Source organism: Nostoc linckia z4, assembly GCF_002608075.1.
Classification (GTDB): domain Bacteria; phylum Cyanobacteriota; class Cyanobacteriia; order Cyanobacteriales; family Nostocaceae; genus Nostoc; species Nostoc linckia.
Map to the genome: position 1 here is coordinate 86,767 of NZ_LAHA01000023.1, position 18,808 is coordinate 105,574.

Annotated in this window: 11 protein-coding genes and 1 riboswitch; of the genes, 4 read left to right on the forward strand and 7 right to left on the reverse strand. The window is 40.7% G+C overall.

All coding sequences use genetic code 11. The annotated features are described in order from the left end of the window. Window positions 1-153 precede the first annotated feature (153 nt). From VF06_RS18825 to VF06_RS18845, 5 genes are all read right to left on the reverse strand, one after another. Entirely contained in the window at window positions 154-1,995 is a 1,842-nt protein-coding gene (locus VF06_RS18825) for a ShlB/FhaC/HecB family hemolysin secretion/activation protein (RefSeq protein ID WP_099071747.1), read from the reverse strand. 448 nt (window positions 1,996-2,443) lie between these two features. Next, entirely contained in the window at window positions 2,444-3,400 is a 957-nt protein-coding gene (locus tag VF06_RS18830; RefSeq protein ID WP_099071743.1) for a GGDEF domain-containing protein, read from the reverse strand. Then, on the reverse strand, window positions 3,397-7,527 hold the full coding sequence (locus VF06_RS18835; RefSeq protein WP_099071744.1) for a PAS domain-containing hybrid sensor histidine kinase/response regulator: 4,131 nt from the start codon (window positions 7,525-7,527) through the stop codon (window positions 3,397-3,399). The genes VF06_RS18830 and VF06_RS18835 overlap by 4 nt, the downstream gene beginning before the upstream one ends. A 643-nt stretch (window positions 7,528-8,170) precedes the next feature. Beyond that, window positions 8,171-8,407: a hypothetical protein gene (locus tag VF06_RS18840; RefSeq protein WP_099071745.1), complete on the reverse strand. Its 237-nt coding sequence runs from the start codon at window positions 8,405-8,407 to the stop codon at window positions 8,171-8,173. Window positions 8,408-8,970: 563 nt separating this feature from the next. Continuing rightward, window positions 8,971-9,315, reverse strand: a complete 345-nt coding sequence (locus VF06_RS18845) for a hypothetical protein (protein WP_099071746.1) — start codon at window positions 9,313-9,315, stop codon at window positions 8,971-8,973. A 784-nt stretch (window positions 9,316-10,099) separates the two neighbouring features. Here VF06_RS18845 and VF06_RS18850 point away from each other — a divergent pair. Beyond that, a complete protein-coding gene (locus VF06_RS18850) occupies window positions 10,100-10,567 on the forward strand; it encodes a GNAT family N-acetyltransferase (RefSeq protein ID WP_244918003.1) in 468 nt (155 codons plus the stop codon). A 167-nt stretch (window positions 10,568-10,734) separates the two neighbouring features. Continuing rightward, entirely contained in the window at window positions 10,735-13,062 is a 2,328-nt protein-coding gene (locus VF06_RS18855; protein WP_099072858.1) for a response regulator, read from the forward strand. Between the two features lie 401 nt (window positions 13,063-13,463). On the opposite strand, the gene VF06_RS18860 is transcribed toward VF06_RS18855, so the two are convergent. Beyond that, window positions 13,464-14,282: a carbonic anhydrase gene (locus VF06_RS18860; protein WP_099072859.1), complete on the reverse strand. Its 819-nt coding sequence runs from the start codon at window positions 14,280-14,282 to the stop codon at window positions 13,464-13,466. A 689-nt stretch (window positions 14,283-14,971) separates the two neighbouring features. Further along, window positions 14,972-15,115: riboswitch (cobalamin riboswitch) on the forward strand. Window positions 15,116-15,429: 314 nt separating this feature from the next. On the opposite strand from VF06_RS18860, the gene VF06_RS18865 reads away from it, so the two are divergent. Further along, window positions 15,430-15,840: a DUF1636 family protein gene (locus VF06_RS18865; protein ID WP_099072860.1), complete on the forward strand. Its 411-nt coding sequence runs from the start codon at window positions 15,430-15,432 to the stop codon at window positions 15,838-15,840. 4 nt (window positions 15,841-15,844) lie between these two features. Here VF06_RS18865 and VF06_RS39315 read toward each other — a convergent pair whose 3' ends face one another. Next, the gene (locus VF06_RS39315) at window positions 15,845-16,066 is read right to left on the reverse strand and encodes a hypothetical protein (protein ID WP_143861847.1); all 222 of its coding nucleotides are present in this window, start codon (window positions 16,064-16,066) and stop codon (window positions 15,845-15,847) included. Window positions 16,067-16,650: 584 nt separating this feature from the next. On the opposite strand from VF06_RS39315, the gene VF06_RS18870 reads away from it, so the two are divergent. Then, a complete protein-coding gene (locus tag VF06_RS18870) occupies window positions 16,651-18,765 on the forward strand; it encodes a TonB-dependent receptor plug domain-containing protein (protein WP_099068785.1) in 2,115 nt (704 codons plus the stop codon). Window positions 18,766-18,808 lie beyond the last annotated feature (43 nt).

Sequence of the window (18,808 nt, forward strand, 5' to 3'; positions counted from 1 at the left end):
AAGAATGCAGAATTCAGAATTCAAAATCAAGATGCGACGCTTGAGGACTCTCTAAGAGTTGCTATACCGCAGGCTTTACGCTCGGCTATCTGCCAGTCGGACTCCACTTCATACTGAATTCTGACGACTGACTCCTGAATTCTGTTCGATAATTTAAAAAGGATTATAAAGTAAGCTAAAATACAAACCATTTTCTTGTAAGGTGCGATCGCCGGATTCAACAAATACTAAAGGAATCCCCCAGTCAAGACGAATGCTCAAGCGTGAACCTTGCGACCAACGCAAACCCAAACCAACGGCCGCTAGGGTATTCGGGTCGGGATTCTCTCTACCAGAACTGTTCCAACCAACACCAAAATCAACAAAGGGAATGACCTGCAAAGTACTATCTATCTCGGATAAACGCAGAATCGGTATTTGCACTTCAGCGGAAATAAAAGCCCCATTATCTGTTAACAAAAAATCCTGACGATAGCCCCGAATGCTATCTTGTCCGCCCAAGCCAAATTGTTCTATGGGCAAAAGTCTTTTGGATGTTAATTGTGTATTTAAACGCAATAATAGTAAGGTTTCAGGAGCTAAAAGGCGTGCCCACTGGGCTTGTCCTTGCCAAGCAAAAAAACGGCTATCGGGAGGATTTTGATTAATCGTGGCATCCAACGCACCAATGCCCAAGTTAAATTGAGAGCGGAGGGCGATAACTTCACGGCTGTTACGAGAAGTGAATTCTTGAAAAAATCGTAATGCAGATACTCTAGTGCGTCCCTGTTCGTCAGCTCCGGGTGAAATTTCCGATGCGGGTACTCCTTCTCTCTGCAAAAAAGACGAAATATCACTTTCCCGTCGGGAAGCTGTTAATCCAATGGCTAATTCTCGTGTGGGAGTTTGAACTATTGGCTGCCGAAATGTCAGTTCGTAATAACGAGAATCAGATTCAATATCTAAAATTTTGAAAGGAGGTTCAATGACATTGCTCGATGTGATGCCATAGTTGAAGCCAAGGGTGCCGTTGCGGGCATTGAGCGGTAAGGTGTAGCTGGCGTCAAAGGAGTTACTACCATCGGTATTAGCGTAAGCTATACCCAGACTATCTCCCAATCCCAATAAGTTAGCTTCGTTCAATTGTAATCGGCGTCGGAAACTACCTACACTAGGCGATCGCCCATTATCTAGAGCTATTTGACTACTAAAGGTTTTTGCTTCGTCAATTTTGACTTCTAACAAACTCACACCCGCGCGCGACCCCGCAGAAAGTTCAGCAGACAAGTTTTTAATCAAAGGATTAAGCCGCAAAAGTTGTAATGCTTCCAACAAACGTTGCCGATTTAGAGGAGGTGATGTAGCTAGTGCTAGTCGGCTGCGGATATAATTGGGGTCTAACCGCCGAGTACCGATTATTTGAATGTCTTCTAATTTACCTTCCACCACCTGAATTTGTACCACACCGGATTTGATTGTTTGGGGTGGAATATACGCACCAGAGGTAATGTAACCATTTTTGACGTATAGCTCAGTTATTTTCGAGCGTGCTTGATAAACTTCGGTGAGCGAAATGGGTCGTTGAGTAAATTCAGCAGTGACTTCGGCTAACTCTTGAGCAGAGAAAACTGTGCTACCAATAACTTCAAACCGTTCAACCACAATAGTTTGAGGAAACTTGTTAGGAATTGGTTGCTCAGGTGTGAGAATTGGAGTCGAGGAGGGAAATAGTTCTGCTGGTGTGGGAAGTTCCTGTGGTACTTCCGGTGAGGAAGGTGGTGGAGTTACAGGTGGTTGGACATCCTGTGGTGGTGGGATTTGTTGCGAGAAGAGGGAATTGTTATTTGGTAGCTGTGTTGTATTTGTAACCTGAGCTTTTGCAGGTGTGGAAGGTAGGCTAACTATAAATACAATTAAGCTCAGTGGTAATACACAGGTTTTTGGGATATTAAGTACTTGTGAATCAAAAAATATACTATTATTTGTTGTTGTAGAGTAAGCATCTTGCTTATCCATGATTACGGGTGGGCGAGACGCCCACCCAAAATAATTGTATAATTTGTTTCTTAATAAGATTTTAAAGGTATATTTATGAATCATCACACTGGACTATTTTTGAGTCGCAATTATGAAATTATACGGGGATTGTTACAGATGTGAATGTTACTTCATCTTTTACAAATAAAGTTAATATTTAAAAATTACAATCGAAAAGCTAAATTCATTGTTGCGGCAGGAAATGGTAATCTGTCGATACCCTAATGCCAAGGGAACTCCAAAAAATAAATTATTCCGGTTCCCGTGGTTGAACGCCAGTTGCTTCTCCTAAGGGAAACGCTGCGCGGACAAGCCTCTTAACCCGTCCAACGCCCTGGCTCCTGTTGACTGTCAACAGTGAACAATCTTCTGTGAAATATTTTTTTACTTGGAAGTCCCTAATTAGTCTGCTTTTTGTGCGGGCAGTTCATTTTTGGGTAGCTAAGATATTTTGCACAAAGCGATCGCGTCCTGCTGTTTTTGCTTGATACAATGCGCGGTCTGCTGCGGCAATCATTTCTTCCAAGTCAGAATTTGCTTGAGGAATGACTGTGGTAAACCCAGCACTCATGGTTACATAGCGACTAACTTGTGAATTCTGATGAGGAATTGCCAATTTCCGGATAGCATCGCAAATTTTTTCGGCAACATAGGTCACCCCTTCGGTGTCTGTGTTGGGTAAAATTACAGCAAACTCTTCGCCACCATAACGAGCTACCAAATCTCCAGGACGTTTGACAATATCTTTAATGGCTTGAGCAATTTCGATTAGACAGCGATCGCCTGCTCGATGACCATAAGTGTCGTTGTATGATTTGAAAAAATCAACATCGCAAAGAATCAGAGAAAGTGGGTGTTGTTCCCGTTTCATGCGCTGCCATTCTTGGTAAAAATACTCCTCAAAACCCCGGCGGTTTGCGACTTCAGTTAATGCATCGATAGTCACCAATCGCTGCAATTCCAGATTCACAGCTTCGAGTTTTTGTTGTAACTGAGATTGTTGAATTAACCGTTTTACCCGTTGTCGCAAAACTGGCCAGTGAATCGGTTTGGTAATATAGTCTATGGCCCCCACTTCAAATGCGCGATCGACTGATTCTTCATCCTCAAGTCCTGTAATCATTAATACTGGAGTATGCTTGCTACAGCCAAGAATTTGCAACTGAGTGCAACACTCAAACCCATCCATATCGGGCATGATGGCATCGAGGAGTATAATGTCTGGGTGAAGTTGATTATACATAGTTAAAGCCTCTATGCCATTTTGAGCTTCGACTATTTGATATGCTTCCCGCTCCAAGAAATTGCGTAAAATCATGCGGATAAATGGTTCATCATCAACGATTAAAACTAATGATTTGCTTTCTTGAGGGTTGGCTTTCATTGTCCTTCCTTGGCAAGTTCTTTTTTTAAATCAGTTTTAACTTGTTCATATTCTTGATGTAGGTGTGATATTACCTCTAGGCTGCTTTGGAATTTGTTACTGCGTCCTTGTGCTTCTAATTGCTTGCAAACTTGCGCCAGGGTCATGGCTCCCACAGAAGCACTGCTGGATTTGAGTTGGTGCGCTGTCTTCCATAGAGTTTGGGCATCTTGAGTAGCAATGGCTGTGCTGATATTTTCCACCAGTTTCGGAGCTTCTGTCAGATAACACTCGATCAATTCGGCAAATGCCGCACTATCTCCTCTGAGGATTTTTCGTAAAGAAGCAATAACTTTGGCATCAATTTTAACGCTATTAAATGTTTTGTCTTGTTTTTCCTGGAGTATATTACCTGGTGGTGGCGATCGCCAGGACATTATTGGATTTTGGTTAGTTCTTTGCGGTGGACATTTGCTGAGTGCTTGGGCGAGTTCTTCGATTTGAACTGGTTTACTAATGTAGTCATTCATACCAGCAGCTAAACAAGCTTCGCGATCGCCCCGCATGGCGTTGGCAGTGATGGCAATAATATAGGGACGAAAACCAACTTCCCATTGTTGATAAATTCTGCGAGTTGTTTCCAAGCCATCCATTTCAGGCATGTGGACATCCATCAACACTACATCATAGGTCTGTTTTTCCAGCGCCTTCAACACTTCTAGCCCATTAGTTACTACATCTGCCTGATAACTCATTTTTTGCAGCATCAGTAAAGCAACTTTTTGATTGACCAGTGTATCTTCTGCTAACAGAATCCGCAGGGGCAATTTATATGCTAAATGCGGATCGACGGAGGAAAAATGAGAAGGAGAAATACTGGCTGGAGTCGGCTGATTGACCAAAACACGGGTAAAAACATCATAAAGTTGAGACTGTTTAATTGGTTTGCTCAAAGAAGCAGCAAACTGCACATCACCAAAATCCAGGGAAGTTCCTACTTTACCCAAAGGGTTCAACATTACCAAAGGCAGATTTTCACAGCCAGATTGCTTGCGAATTTGACGAGCCAAGGTTAACCCATCCATTTCTGGCATCTGCATATCTAAAATGGCAATGTCAAACTGCGCTCCCCAAGCAAGTTGAGCTAAAGCTTCTTTACCAGATTTGGCAGCATAAGTTTGCATCTGCCAAGACTCTGCTTGCAAGCTGACAATTGTGCGGTTAGTGAGGTTGTCATCCACAACCAATAGCCGCTTGCCAGCCAGCTGTACTAACAAATTGCTAAATTCAGCTTGTTCTTTGACAGGAGCTACCTGGGCTTTAATGGTGAAGTAAAATGTACAACCTGGGGAAGAGGATGATTTTTTACTTTCCCACGTAGAGCCGGGATTGCCACCAACAAATCCCTGGCTTTCTACCCAAAGAGTGCCCCCCATCATCTGACTGAGGCGCTTACTGATGACCAATCCCAATCCTGTACCGCCATATCGCCGAGTCATGGAGACATCAGCCTGAGTAAAGGGTTGAAATAATCGTTCTATTTTTTCTGGTGCAATGCCAATACCTGTATCTTTAATGGCAAATTGAATTTGGATTGTTGATTGTTGACTGTTGAGACTCGGATTTATTCTCCTTGTCTCCCTTGTCTCCCCCATCTCCCGATTCCCAGTCCCCAATCCCACAAAAAGTACTACTTCTCCATGTTCAGTAAACTTGATGGCATTGTTGAGCAGGTTCATCAAGACTTGGCGCAGACGAGTTAAATCGCCGATGATGTGGGTGGGAACTTGCGGCTCGATGAAATAAGCTAATTCGATATCTTTTTGGGCGGCTTTCGGAGCTAATAAATATATAGCCTGTTCGACACAAGTTCTCAAATCAAAGGGCTGTTCTTCTAATTCGAGTTTGCCCGACTCAATTTTGGAAAAATCTAAAATATCGTTGATGATGGTGAGTAAAGCATCTCCACTACTGCGGACTGTTTCCACGAAATCTTGCTGCTGTGGCGTCAATTCAGTATCCAGCAATAAGCTTGTCATGGCAATCACAGCATTCATAGGGGTACGAATTTCGTGGCTCATCATTGCCAAAAATTCGCTTTTTGCCAGATTTGCGGCTTCTGCCTGACGTTTTGCTCGCTCCAAGGCAAAGTTTTTTAAAGTGAGTTCTTCACGTTGGCGGGTTTCTTGTTCGAGTAAGTGAGCTTGTGCCAAGGCGATACCCAACTGAGCTGCCACTGCTTCTAATAATTCAATTTCATCTTGTGTCCACTGGCGAAAATGGCTACATTGGTGGCATATTATAGCACCATTCGGTTCTCCTTGGTAAGAAGTGCGGACTGAAAGCATGGATTTTAGCCCAATTTCTCGGCAGGTAAGCTCAGCTCCTTGGAATAAAGGATCGAGGTAAACATCTGGGGAGGGGATGGCACTTTCTTGTGACATCATCTGCTCGGTATGCAGATTGTTATTTATCAATACTTCTAAGTTGAATATCGAGCAGTAATCAGGGAGAAGGTTATACTCTGCGACTAGGGGAATTCGGGGTATGGGTTCATTAATATAAGAATGAATTAAACAGCGATCTACTCGAAATGCTTTGCCAATTTGAGTAGCAGCCGTCTGAAAGATTTTACTTGTATCTAGACTTTGGCGAATTTCTTGGGTAATTTGTTCGAGTAATAAAGTGCGATGTAATTGCCTTTGCAGTGCTTCTTTGGCTCTTTTGTTTTCGGTAACGTCGTGATTGACGCTAATAGTGGCAACAATTTGTCCTTGTTCATCCTGTAAAGATGCTACAGTTGTTTCGCAAATTCCCTGGCTACCGTCTTTGCGAATAAAATTTATTTCTCCCGACCAACGTCCGTGTTGAGTAACTGTTTGTAGAACTTCAGTGGTTAATGTTGCCACTACTTCAGGTTTGTATAAAATAGTTGGAGTTTTACCCAACACCTCGGCTTTAGTGTAGCCAAACATACTTTCAGCCGCAGGATTCCAGTCAAGGATACTTCCTGTTAAATCCGCGATCATCACGCCATCATGGATGTTTTCAAAGGTGAGGGCTTGATGACGCAGATGGACTTCGGCAAGTTTGCGATGGCTGATGTCTGTTTGAATGCCAATGAAGTGGCTTAACTTACCATTTTCATCATGAATAGGAGAAATACTCAATTCATTCCAAAACAACACACCATCTTTGCGATAGTTGCGGAGAACCACTTTGCAACTTTTTCCCGCTTTAATAGATAACCGCAGTTCATCAAGTGCCGATTGTTCGGTATCTGGCCCTTGCAAAAATCGACAGTTTTGTCCAATTACATCAGTAGTACTGTAACCCGTTATCTGCTCAAAAGCTCGGTTAACATAAATAACTGGATTAAATGCCAGTCTGGCATCAGTAATAATAATTCCATTATTAGTAGCTGCAAGTGCCCTTTCCCTCAGTCTCAAGGTTTCTTCAACCAGTTTTAAATCACTAATGTCAAACATAAACCCCCTCAGCATCGTAGGGGTTCCGGTTTCCTGAACTACGCTAAAAATGCATCGCAGCCAAATAACTCGCCCATCGGCTGCCAACATCCGGTATTCTAATTCCTGATTTTCGCACCTATTACTTGCTTGTTGACATAAATTAAAGGTTTTTTCCCAGTCATGTGGATGTAGATGATTAATCCAAAAATTTTCCTCGTACCACTCGCCTATTGGATAATTTAGTAAGTCTACCGCTTGCGGCCCCACGTAGATAAATCGCCAAGTTTTTAGGTCTAATTCCCAAGGAATAACTTTGACAGTTTCTAACAGCTGCCGCAGACGATTTTCACTTTCACGGAGGGTAATTTCTATCTGTTTTTGTTCAAAAATCTGATGAGCTAAGTCCTGATTTATTGCTGTTATCTGGCGATTAGTCGCTCTCATTATCAGAACAAAATAAATTGATAATGTCACTGTGCTGGTAACGAATAACCCAGCAACAGATAATCCAGCAATCATCATCAATTGTGTTAATGACCTCGTAATTGGTAGCGAGAGTTTTTGCCAGAGTAATATTACGCAAATTGAGACTAAAATCCCTAGCAAAAGTGCTAGGAATTTTCGTTTGCGGCAAAATTTGACAGCTTTGAACCAATTACGTTGGTGCTGTTTGACCACTTATTAACCCTCCAGCACTTTCAGGGCTTTTTGTGCTAACTTTCACTTTTAAGTAATCTAAAATATCGATGGCAAGGGGGCAATTACCGAATTTTTTGCAAGTAAAGTAGTTATATTTTGAGGGAAAACTTGATTGATGACTGATGAATGTTGACTGATGACTGTTGAATGTTAAGCGTGTACCTTGTCTAGCTGTTCCCTTGTGTTGTTTGTTGGTTACAGCAATTTTGAAGTCAATAGACCGCCTTGTAGCGTTGCACAGCTAGCTGTACGCTTCTATGGGGGATTAGATGAAAAATGCTGTAATTCCAGAATTTTGAAGCGAAGCCTGGATTATAGTCTAGGGTTGTGACATTTTAGCCAGTATTTTTGTCTTCGATCGCTTGTTATACTCACGTTACTCTCAAACAGAATATTCTTCCTCGTAATCTCCCCTGAAGTTGGGATTGCTTCCCTACACTCCGTTTCGGTCGCAATGACAATATAGGCGTTGCGTAAGTCCTAAAACTTACTAAATAGTCATCACTCATCACTCATCACTCAACACCCAACCCCATTTCCAAAACAGAGAATGCACCCAGAAAAACTAAAATTTATCGGATGGAGGAAACCTCCATCCAAAAGTTTAAAAACAATCTGTAATTTAAATCACAGCTGCTTCGCGTTGACAATCAAACACAACTACGAAAGAAGCGTTTGGAATCTCCTGACGCAGGTGTTGTATGTAACCATCGGCATCAGAACGACTGCGGAAACGAGCAACAATTTCGCGTTGTGTATCAGGAAGTAAACGAGCGATCGCCCAAGAATTTAGGCGCTCTTTGTAAGCAATACTCTGATTTCCTGACTTGGAAGCTTGATATTCAGTATTTTCTGACATAATTATGTTTTCCGTATGAAGTTTCATGAAGGGCGTTAATTAGCTTCTAGGTAGGAATGCACTAACGCTTTTTTTTTAAGCTGCTGCCACCTTGTTATTCGATTATTTATAAATTGTCAATACTGAGAGCAATATTTAAAACAAACAAAGTTTCAAATTTCAGGTATTTATGAACTTAAAAGCTTTAATTGACAAGAGTTTCTAGAATTAAACAATGCTCAAACAAAAACCCAAAAAGAGTATTAATAAGCAAACTGTACGTACTTCAAAATAAAAAATACCCAATTAATTCTTGTGGGGCGCACTTTTGAGCCTACTCCCCAAGTAGTGATACTACTGATTTCAAAAAATAATTTTGCAAATCGATACACGTAAGTAGAATCTGTATCAGTAGTCAAATATCAAATAAATCCCAAAGTTAAGAACTCCAAAAAATAAATTATTCCAGTTAATGCGTTGACTGTTGACTGTTGACGGTTCACAGTTAACAGTCAACAGTCAACAATCAAAATCAAACACCATCTTTTTTAAAAGTGGAATTAGCTAAATTAGGGCTACTACATCTATTTATCTAATAAGGATTCAAATTCAGCTTGTAAAGCGGTTATATCAGCCAACCTTGTGACTAATAAATTATCTTTGCCAGCATTAGTTAAAGATGCTTTCCAATAACGAATGCTATCTGAGTTATTTACCCAAAACTGAATCACTGTATCTACAACTCTATCCATATTCCAACCACGTTGTGTTGGAACTGATTCTAAAGATTTGAGAAATGTATCTAGCGTACAGTTGTGCATTCCCAAATATTCCACGCCTTGGCGTGATGGTTGTTGCCAAATTTGTTGTTGTTGATTAAAAAACTGTAAAAGTGGAGATACTCCTACAATATCAAAAGTGTATTTCATAGCAATCCTCCCAGTTTTTAATTACTACAGTGAAATTTGTATTCTTAAAATAATGTCTGATAAACACCAAAGCCATCTTAAAAAAGTGCGATTTGTGTCTATGTCGTAGGTATGAAAAGAAAAATCCTAACTCAAAATGCCTTAATGGAGCTAGTTAAACTACCTGATTCATTAATTTTCGCACAAAAATTAACTGGATAATTCGGATGAATCACTCGTAAAATTTTGATTATTAAATTTTAGTGACAATTTAGCACTTGCAAGCCGAGAGTGCTAAATTAGATTTAATTATTAGACCTGTTATTAATGAGTTTGAGACATAAAATTCAGGATTATATATAATTTTAATAATTATTTAATAAAATATCTGGATAAATTCAAAAAATTAACTATAAATTAAATTAATGGAATTTTGCAGGTGAAGACGGCTACCAGATTCTTCTGCTCTCACTTGTTGTGACTTAAAAGACTCAGTACTTTTAGTGCTTGGATAAAAAGCTGGTAATTGGTTTTTGCACTCTTGTGGTCAAAGGGATGCATCTTTATTGGAGAAAGGGAAAATACCAAACCTTTCCCCCTTTCCCCTTCCCCTTTTCCCGACTTCTCTTAGAAGTCTATTAGTTATTGGGCATTCGGCATTTGCTAATATCTGATGACTGATGTTTAATATTCAATAAAATAACAGTCCCAATGCTTTCGGTTAAATGGGAAAGGTTGAAATTCATCTTTTATCCATTTCCCAAAACACCAAAAAAGTTTTTGGCATAATTACCGAACTATAGCTTTGTCTAAACCCGTAATCGACGTTCGCTTAATTGCACGCGAGGAACTTCAGCAACTTCTGGCGTTGTATCAACATCTCAATCCTGTTGATGCACCTCTACCTGCTGACGACGTGTTAGAGTCTATCTGGAATAAAATTCTGAGCGATAGCCATTTGTATTACATAGTTGCCGACATTGGTGGTGAGTTAGTCGCTACGTGTAACTTAACCATTATTCCCAACTTGACACGCGGCGCACGTCCATACGGCATTATTGAAAATGTTGTCACCCACTCCAATTATCGCCGACAGGGATTTGCTACGCGAGTGCTGCATTATGCTTTGGATTTGGCATGGCAGCAACAGTGTTACAAAGTAATGCTTCTAACTAGCTCAAAAAGCGAAGATACATTGCGCTTCTATGAACGCGCAGGATTCCAGCGTGGAATCAAAACCGGGTTCATAGTCCGACCTTCAAAAGAAGTGTGACCATAACTCATCAGCCACCTTTGTATCTAAGACAGCAAATTTTTTTGTGTTGGCTGTTGATGGTTGGCTGTAAATTATTTATTTATATTTTTTTGTTGTAGAAAATTAACTATTTAGTCTACTATCTTTTTTGGGGAAGGTAGCAAGTTATATATTGGGCAGGTGCGATGAGAATCTTGCTAATCGAAGATGAAGAAGTTTTAGCAAGTGTCTTGTTGAAGTCTCTGACTAAACAACACTATGTTGTCGATGTGGCGCAAGACGGGCAAATGGGGTGGGAATACACCCAAAATGCCAATTACGATCTGCTGCTCATAGATGTAGGATTGCCGAAACTGGACGGAATTACATTGTGTCAGCGATTACGTTCCGGTGGGTGTTTTACTCCAATTTTGTTGATGACAGCCAAAGATGGTACTAGAGAACGAATTCAGGGACTTGATGCAGGTGCGGACGATTATCTCATCAAGCCTTTGGATTTGGGGGAACTGCAAGCCAGGATACGGGCGCTGTTACGTCGAAGCGATCGCCCCATTACCCCGATACTAGAAGTAGGCGGATTACAACTAGATCCTAGTAGTTGCGAAGTCACTTATCACAACAAACTCATAGAATTAACCGCCAAAGAATACAGTTTACTGGAGTTATTTCTGAGGAATCCTTCGCGTGTTTTTAGTCGTGGAGATATTATTGAGCATTTGTGGACTTTTGACGACCCACCCCAAGAGGAAACCGTAAAATCACACATCAAATACTTACGACAAAAGTTAAAAGCAGCCGGAGCAGTAGATTGGATTGAAAACGTTTATGGTTTGGGATATCGCTTGAAAGTCGGGGGAACAGGGAACAAGGAACTCTTAACAGAAACTAAGGAGCAGAAATCGCAAGTTGCAAGTCCTCAAGTTGAGGAGCAGTTTCAGCAAGCAATGGGTGGTTTGTGGAAACAATATGAAGGATTGATGATGCAACGGTTGGCGGTACTGGAAGAATTAGCAGCCGCACTTGCTCACAAATCAATGCCCAATGCCCAGTTATACAAATCCGCAGAACGAGAGGCGCACAAATTAGCTGGTGTCTTGGGGATGTTTGAACAAGACAATGGCACTCAAATAGCGCGGGAAATCGAACAAATTTTAGGAAAAGATGGCAATTTGTGTTCAAATGAAAAGTTGCAATTACTCTCGCTAATTGAAAATTTGGGCAAAATAATTAATCAAATGGCGCAAAAAGTAGATAATCAAACTACTACGCCCATCGCCCAAGAAATTTGTAATCAACTAATATTAATTGACCCCAATCTCCAACTCGGTTCTCAGTTGCAACAACTCGTTGAATGCATGGGAATGTGTTGGCAACAAATTACAAACTTAGAACATGCAAAAAACTTTTTGCAAACCACATCCCCAGATTTAGTAGTACTAAATGTAGATGAAGTAGGACGGCGTCAAGAAAGTTTAGCACTACTATCAGAATTAGCAACTCGTACTCCACCAGTACCCGTACTGGTGCTGGCTGGGAATGATGATTTAGTGGAACGCGTAACTTTTGCTCAGTCTGGGGCGCGGGGTTTTTTAGCCAAACCTGTAACAGCTGCTCAGGTGTGGAATGTTTCGTCTCAGCTATTACAACGTACTCGCTCTTTACGGATTAATGTATTGGCAGTAGATGACGATCCGTTGATTTTAGCAGCACTGCGCCCCATGTTGGAGCCTTGGGGTATGCGGATGACAGCATTGGACAATCCCCTGCGTTTTTGGGAGGTACTGCAATCCACTACACCAGATTTGTTGATTTTAGATGTAGATATGCCCCAAATCAATGGTATTGAGCTTTGCCAAGCAGTTCGTACCGATCCCCAATGGCAAGAATTACCGATTGTGTTTCTTACTGCTCATCGAGAAATCAAAATTGTACAGCAAGTGTTTGCTGTGGGAGGAGATGATTATGTAATTAAACCGGTTGTTGGGGCGGAATTATTGGCACGTATTACCCACCGTTTAGAACGTAGTCGTTTACTTCAATCTCTTTCTACAAAAGATTCTTTAACTGGACTAACAAATCAATTCCAGTCTCGCCGCAATTTGGAACACCTGATTACTCAAGCCCAGAAAAATCAGCAATCTCTTTGTTTGGCAATTTTGAGTGTGAATGATTTACGTCAAATTAATATTAAATATGGTCACGAACTTGGTAACCAAGTATTACAAAGATGGAGTCGTTTATTTCAATCAGCATTTTGCAGTGGAGAAGTGTTAGGTTATTGGGGTAATGGAGATTTTGTAGTGGGAATTTCTGGATTAACAAAACCAGAAATCAATCATCGTTTGAGTGAAATTTTAAGTACCTTACGCCAGCAAATATTCACAGCTGTGGATGGCGATCGCTTTCAGGTAACATGTAATTTTGCTGTAGTGGAATACCCCAGTGACGGACTCACAATTCAATCTTTATATCAAGTCGCTGCTGGGTGTAACATCGCAGAACGCAGGAGATAGCAGGCAGAAGGCAGAAGATGAAAAAAAGAGGAAAGTCGGGAAAATTCAGCCATTTTATGTGTAATATCATGTCCAAATAATTAGTTATGATTCCCAAAGTCATTGCACCCCACCCCCAACCCCTCCCCGCTTGCGGGGAGGGGAGACAAAGCGTAGCTTTGGCGGGGTGGGGTTCTTGGGATTTAATAAGTAATTAAGCGGACATGATATAAGTAAGCCAATTCACGCTAAAAAAGCATAACAGCTACACTAGCGTAGCTGTTATGGCAATAGCCAACGCGGTTAGGACATTAACAGACGATAAAACTTAGACACAACAAAACTTTTCACCCAGTCAACACTCAACAGCCAACAGTCAACACCGATATTATTCACAGCTGAAATAGGATTGCTATATCTTTTTACTTTGTTGTGGAGCCTCGATAAATTCGCTCCATTTGTTCTGGCGAAAGTACTGTCATTGGAAACCCTGTATCTGTAGAAATTGGTGGTTTGTGAAAAGATTGAAATGCCTGTTGTTGATTTTTAGTGAAAGGTCTTTCACCATTGCTGGTAAAAGGTGGGCTAGATAACCTCTCATCTATCTGTGATGGAGAAGGCTGATTCAGCAGCAAGACATAAGCGTGCTTTTGTGCGTCGTATGTTAAAACTTCTCCTGTCTCGATTTGATAAATCCAAGCATAAATACTTATTTGTCCTTGGTGGAGTTTGGAGCGAATCACTGGATAAGTGCGTAAATTTTCGATTTGGGTGAGCACATTTTCAGCAATAATTATTTCTAAGAGATCTTCGCCTTCGTAGTTGCTGTAATTGTCTTTTACTAATCGTCGCGTTGCCTCTGCATACTTGAGCCAGTCATGTACAAGGGGCATTTCTACCCGCAAGCTGTCTAATTTCATTAAGCCTTTCATCGCACCACAATGCGAGTGACCACAGATAATAATTTGTTGAATATCTAAGGCTTGAATAGCATATTCAATTGTTGCTCCTTCACCGCCATTAGTCGCACCATATGGTGGAATAATGTTGCCTGCATTGCGAATAACAAATAACTCTCCTAATCCAGCTTGTGTAATCAAGTTGGGATCGATGCGCGAATCAGAACAAGTAATAAATAGTACTCTCGGCTTTTGACCGTGAGAAAGTTGTTCAAATAGTTCTTCGTTAGCGGGAAAGTAACTACTTTTAAATTCGCGCAAACCTTTAATTAATTTTTTCATAGATGCACCTAAAACCAGGAGTAATGCTTGAATATTTCACGAAAAAGTTGGTTTTCAATGACTAGCGCCCAGGATTTGCCGATTTGTTACGCTGGAGTCCAGGAGGAATGGGCGTTGTAGCATTGGGAACAATTGAAAAATTAATTTACTTAGCAAAATTAATACAATAGTAGTCTGGCAACCCAAAAATGCGCTTGTGAGGGATGTAAAACCTTTCCCCTTTCCCCTTTCCCCTTTAAAGAGCTAAGTCACGAAAGCGAACTACTAGTGCCAGGAATACTGCTCTTTCAAATCCCCGTCCTCAATTCCTCCCAATACCTAGTACTCCTCACTCAAAATTTATTGGGCATTGATTGTAGTATAAAGCAGAAGGGCGATCGCTTACTTATTCCTGAGCTGTTTTTTCCGCACAACCTCACCTTACTTATCGCAATTTAAAATAATTTGTTAATGGGATAGGTTCACCTGAGTTGTGCCTGCACGAACCGCGATCGCCCTAACCTCTGCTGATTTTAATACACTGTCAATACTTGTCGGGTTTTGGGGAAAAGGGGAAAGAAAAAACCTTTAACCTTTTCCTAAAACCAAATTCCGAGTTGAAAATGCACAAAGCGAGCAGTCTTGAATACACTGTAGATTACTTTACGTTTTAAATAGCAGCTGCAATTTAGCTTATTGCTGTGGTAATATCTACCTAATACCAATTCGGTTCTGGTGGGGATCAGCCATCAGAGGTAACGGGGAAAGTCCGGTGTAAATCCGGCGCTGTCCCGCAGCTGTAATGAAGCTTATGCTTCAAAGTCAGAATGCCCGCCGAAAGTTCTATAAACTCCCATCTGCGAGGTACAGGTGAATAATCTCATCAATACTCTTTCTATTAATCAAGATTACTGTCTCACAGTCTCAGACATAGATTACGCGCTGCAAATTTTTATGAGATTGTAAAAATTTTCTGCACATATCAATATTTCGGCAGAAGGTTATAGATACAACGCTGAAAACTCAGTGGTATCTTACTCCGACTTTTGCATATTTACGTTATCCCCAGCCATAGCTAGCTTTGCGCCTACATTGCAAGTTAGGAGTCTCCCGCTTGCAGTACGCGTGAGGCTAATTCGTCGTATCAATCCCCAAGGCTTGAAAATTAATGAACAAAAAACAACATACTCTATTTGTCTGTACAACCTGCGCCAGTGTATGGCAAGATGGCAAACCTGTTGGTGAGAGTGGCGGACAGCAATTATTACAACAACTCCAACAACTTGCACAAGATTGGGAATTGCAAAATCAATTCTTCATTCAAGGAGTTGAATGTATGAGTGCTTGCAACCATGCTTGCGTTATCGCCTTGCAAGGAGAAGAAAAATTCACCTATCTTTTTGGGAATTTAGCAGTTAATGATAGCGCATCCGCCATACTGCAATGTGCCACTCAATACTATGACAATCCTAATGGTTTACTTCCTTGGTCAGAACGTCCAGCACCTTTAAAAAAAGGTATCTTAGCAAAAATCCCACCCCCAAGTAAGTGGGGAAAATTAAACATAGATTGCTGTTAACTGATTACCAGTAGTCCATCAAGTTCCTAGTCAGGACTTTAGTCCTCAACACTCTCAACACTAAGGTAATATCAAGTCCGGCTAAATGCTTGTCATTACGTTCGCCCTTGGCGTTCCCGCAGGGTACGTAGCGATAGCGAAGTGAAGTAATCGCAGAATCCTTGCGATTGCGTCGTTCCACTTCGTTGCACTCGCAATGACATATCACAAGTAATTTACCGGACATGATATAACTCCAAAAAATCAATTATTGCGCTTGGGGTTGTTGACTGCTGACTGCTGACTGTCAACCGTCAACAGTCTTCTGTGGAATATTTTTTTACTTGCAAGTCCCTAAAGTCCCGACTAGAAATTTGGGAACTAGCTTGTAAATAGCACTCTAGTAATGATAATAATAATCATTATTAAAACAGAATTCAGGAGTCAGGAGTCAGAATTCAGAATGAATTTTGTACGACTGGCGGATAGCGCAGCTAAGCCGTGTCCGCGAGCGTCTGAATAAGTGGGTTTAAGACCCCCACCAAATTTTCAATTTGGTGGTCTTCTCCCAAGGGGAGACGCTACGCGAACAATCAATGGCGGGTCGGAATCCCCCACTGATAGCGCAGCTAAGCCGTGTCCGCGTACCCCTACGGGGAAGCAAGCTACGCGTAGCGTCTCGTAGAGAGCGTCTTGATTCTGAATTCTGAATTCTGAATTCTGTATTCTTCTTCAATATTTTCCTCCTGGCTGAGAGTTTTTCCCGAAAAAGCTCAAATATTTGCTTGCAACCAACTTTTAGTTATACAGGTGACTTAAATACCAATGTTTATGCGTACTGAATTTATTGCCAGATGGGGAACTCAACTTATCGTTTCTAGTTTGGCCATCACTGTAGGGATGTTATGGGAAAATTCCAGCATCATCGCCACAGAAGTTACACCCACATCTGGTGGTTCAGCCAAAACACCAAAAAAGACATTGAATCAATCAATAGCCCAAGCACAAGAAAAAGAACCAGATATTGAACTCACAGTTATTTACAAACTACTCAATGAACCTGTGTATTCACCCTTTCGTCGGGAAGGGACAGTAAAAGATTCCACTCGTCCGGTGTATGTCATCACTAATGAAGAAATGGAAGCGCAGGGTGTAAAAACAGTCAGAGAAGCACTGCGATTTCTCCCTGGTATCTTGGGTGACGGTACGGTTGGGACAGAAGTAAATGCTTTAAGCGGTCAATTTATTCGCGGTTCTAATACCGGTCAAGTATTAATCTTATTGGATGGCAGACCAATTAATAATCTTGGTGGTGGTGGTTTTGACCTTGCAGAATTTACCACTAACAATATTGAAAGAGTCGAAGTTTTACCCGGAGGCGGTTCAACACTTTATGGTTCAGATGCAATCGGAGGGGTAATTAATATTGTGACTCGTCGTCCCACAGAGAAAATCACCACAGAAACCAAAGTCAACATTGGTGCTTATGGACTCAACCAACAAAGTATTCAAAATAGTGGTAAATCTGGTGATATATCTTGGATAGTTGGTTATAACCGTACCCAAGCACAAAATAATTATCCTTTTGCTATTCCTGAAGCTAACTTTCAAGGAACGAGAACAAATAATGATGCACTCTACAACAATTTTAATGTCAAAGTAGAAGCTAATTTAGGAAAACGTAATACCTTAAGTCTCTCAACTTTATATTTAGGTAAAGAACAGGGAGTACCAGGAGGCGTACCCATTCCTTTACCGCAATTTGGACAGGGATTTTTTAACTCTCTCACAGACAATAATCGCAAATACACAGACCAAGTTTTCACGGATTTAACTTGGAATTCTCAATTAGGCAACGGCAATGATTCGCTGTTAACAGCTAGGGTTTACGCTGATTTTCTCAACACTCGTTTTGATAACCGTAGCGGGGCAATTATCTCTCAAAACCGCTTTGATACAAAACAAGATTCCTATGGTATTCAACTCACCCATAATTGGAATGTTGGCAAAAATCAGACTTTAGTTTATGGCTTTGATTATCGAAATACCAATGTACGCAACACCACATTTAGTTATAGTACAAATATCAGCAGAGAAAATTATGATGATGCCGTAGGTCAGGGGGCAATTTTTGGTAAATATGAAATTAATTTTTCTCCTAGTTTGAGTGTGAATTTAGGAGTTAGACAAGATTTTAGTAGCTTAGTCAATGGTTCATTTACCTCACCGTCGGTAGGAGCAAAACTAGCGGTTTCCAATACAACTACACTCAGAGCGAATTATATCAAAAATTTCCGCGCTCCCGCGATCGCCAATTTATTTAACAATAATCCTACTAATATTGGCAATCCCGATCTCAAGCCAGAAAAAGGTGATAGTTTTGATGTGGGTATTGACCAAAAATTAGGTAATATTGGCTTGTTGAGGCTGACATTTTTTAGTAATACAATTTCCGATACAATTGCCTTTAAAACTTTAATTCCGCCTGTGAATGGAAATACAGGAACTTGGGAAAATATCGGGTTAGTACAAACTACAGGAATTGAAGCTTCATTAAACTTACAATTAGCAAGGAATTTCTATGCTTTTGTTAACTACACAGCTAACGATCCGCGTATTTTAGAAAGTGCTAACTCTACAGAAATTGATAAGGAGTTACGGTTTGCAGGTGCGGATAAATTAAATTTAGGTGTGTCTTATGAAAATCCTCAAGGTTGGTATTTTGGTGTGTTGATGAATTCTTTAAATGGATATCCCACTAATAATACTAATACAGAGTTTTTACCTGGTTACACTACTTTTGATTTCAAAATGCGTGTACCGATTAGTGATAATTTAATTTTAACTGGTAGCTTAGATAATTTATTTAACCAGCGTTATCAGTTGTTTCCTGGGTTTCCTGATGGAGGTAGAGTTTTTCAGGTGGGGTTGAGTTCTAGGTTTTAAGAAAAAGAATTGTCTCAAGCAAAGACGCAAAGGAGATTTAGAA

Coding starts and splice junctions, on each gene's coding strand:
- VF06_RS18865 (WP_099072860.1), top strand. CDS start 15,430: ATGAACAAAAAACAACATACTCTATTTGTCTGTACAACCTGCGCCAGT.
- VF06_RS18860 (WP_099072859.1), bottom strand. CDS start 14,282: ATGAAAAAATTAATTAAAGGTTTGCGCGAATTTAAAAGTAGTTACTTT.
- VF06_RS18830 (WP_099071743.1), bottom strand. CDS start 3,400: ATGAAAGCCAACCCTCAAGAAAGCAAATCATTAGTTTTAATCGTTGAT.
- VF06_RS18855 (WP_099072858.1), top strand. CDS start 10,735: ATGAGAATCTTGCTAATCGAAGATGAAGAAGTTTTAGCAAGTGTCTTG.
- VF06_RS18845 (WP_099071746.1), bottom strand. CDS start 9,315: ATGAAATACACTTTTGATATTGTAGGAGTATCTCCACTTTTACAGTTT.
- VF06_RS18870 (WP_099068785.1), top strand. CDS start 16,651: ATGCGTACTGAATTTATTGCCAGATGGGGAACTCAACTTATCGTTTCT.
- VF06_RS39315 (WP_143861847.1), bottom strand. CDS start 16,066: ATGTCCGGTAAATTACTTGTGATATGTCATTGCGAGTGCAACGAAGTG.
- VF06_RS18840 (WP_099071745.1), bottom strand. CDS start 8,407: ATGTCAGAAAATACTGAATATCAAGCTTCCAAGTCAGGAAATCAGAGT.
- VF06_RS18825 (WP_099071747.1), bottom strand. CDS start 1,995: ATGGATAAGCAAGATGCTTACTCTACAACAACAAATAATAGTATATTT.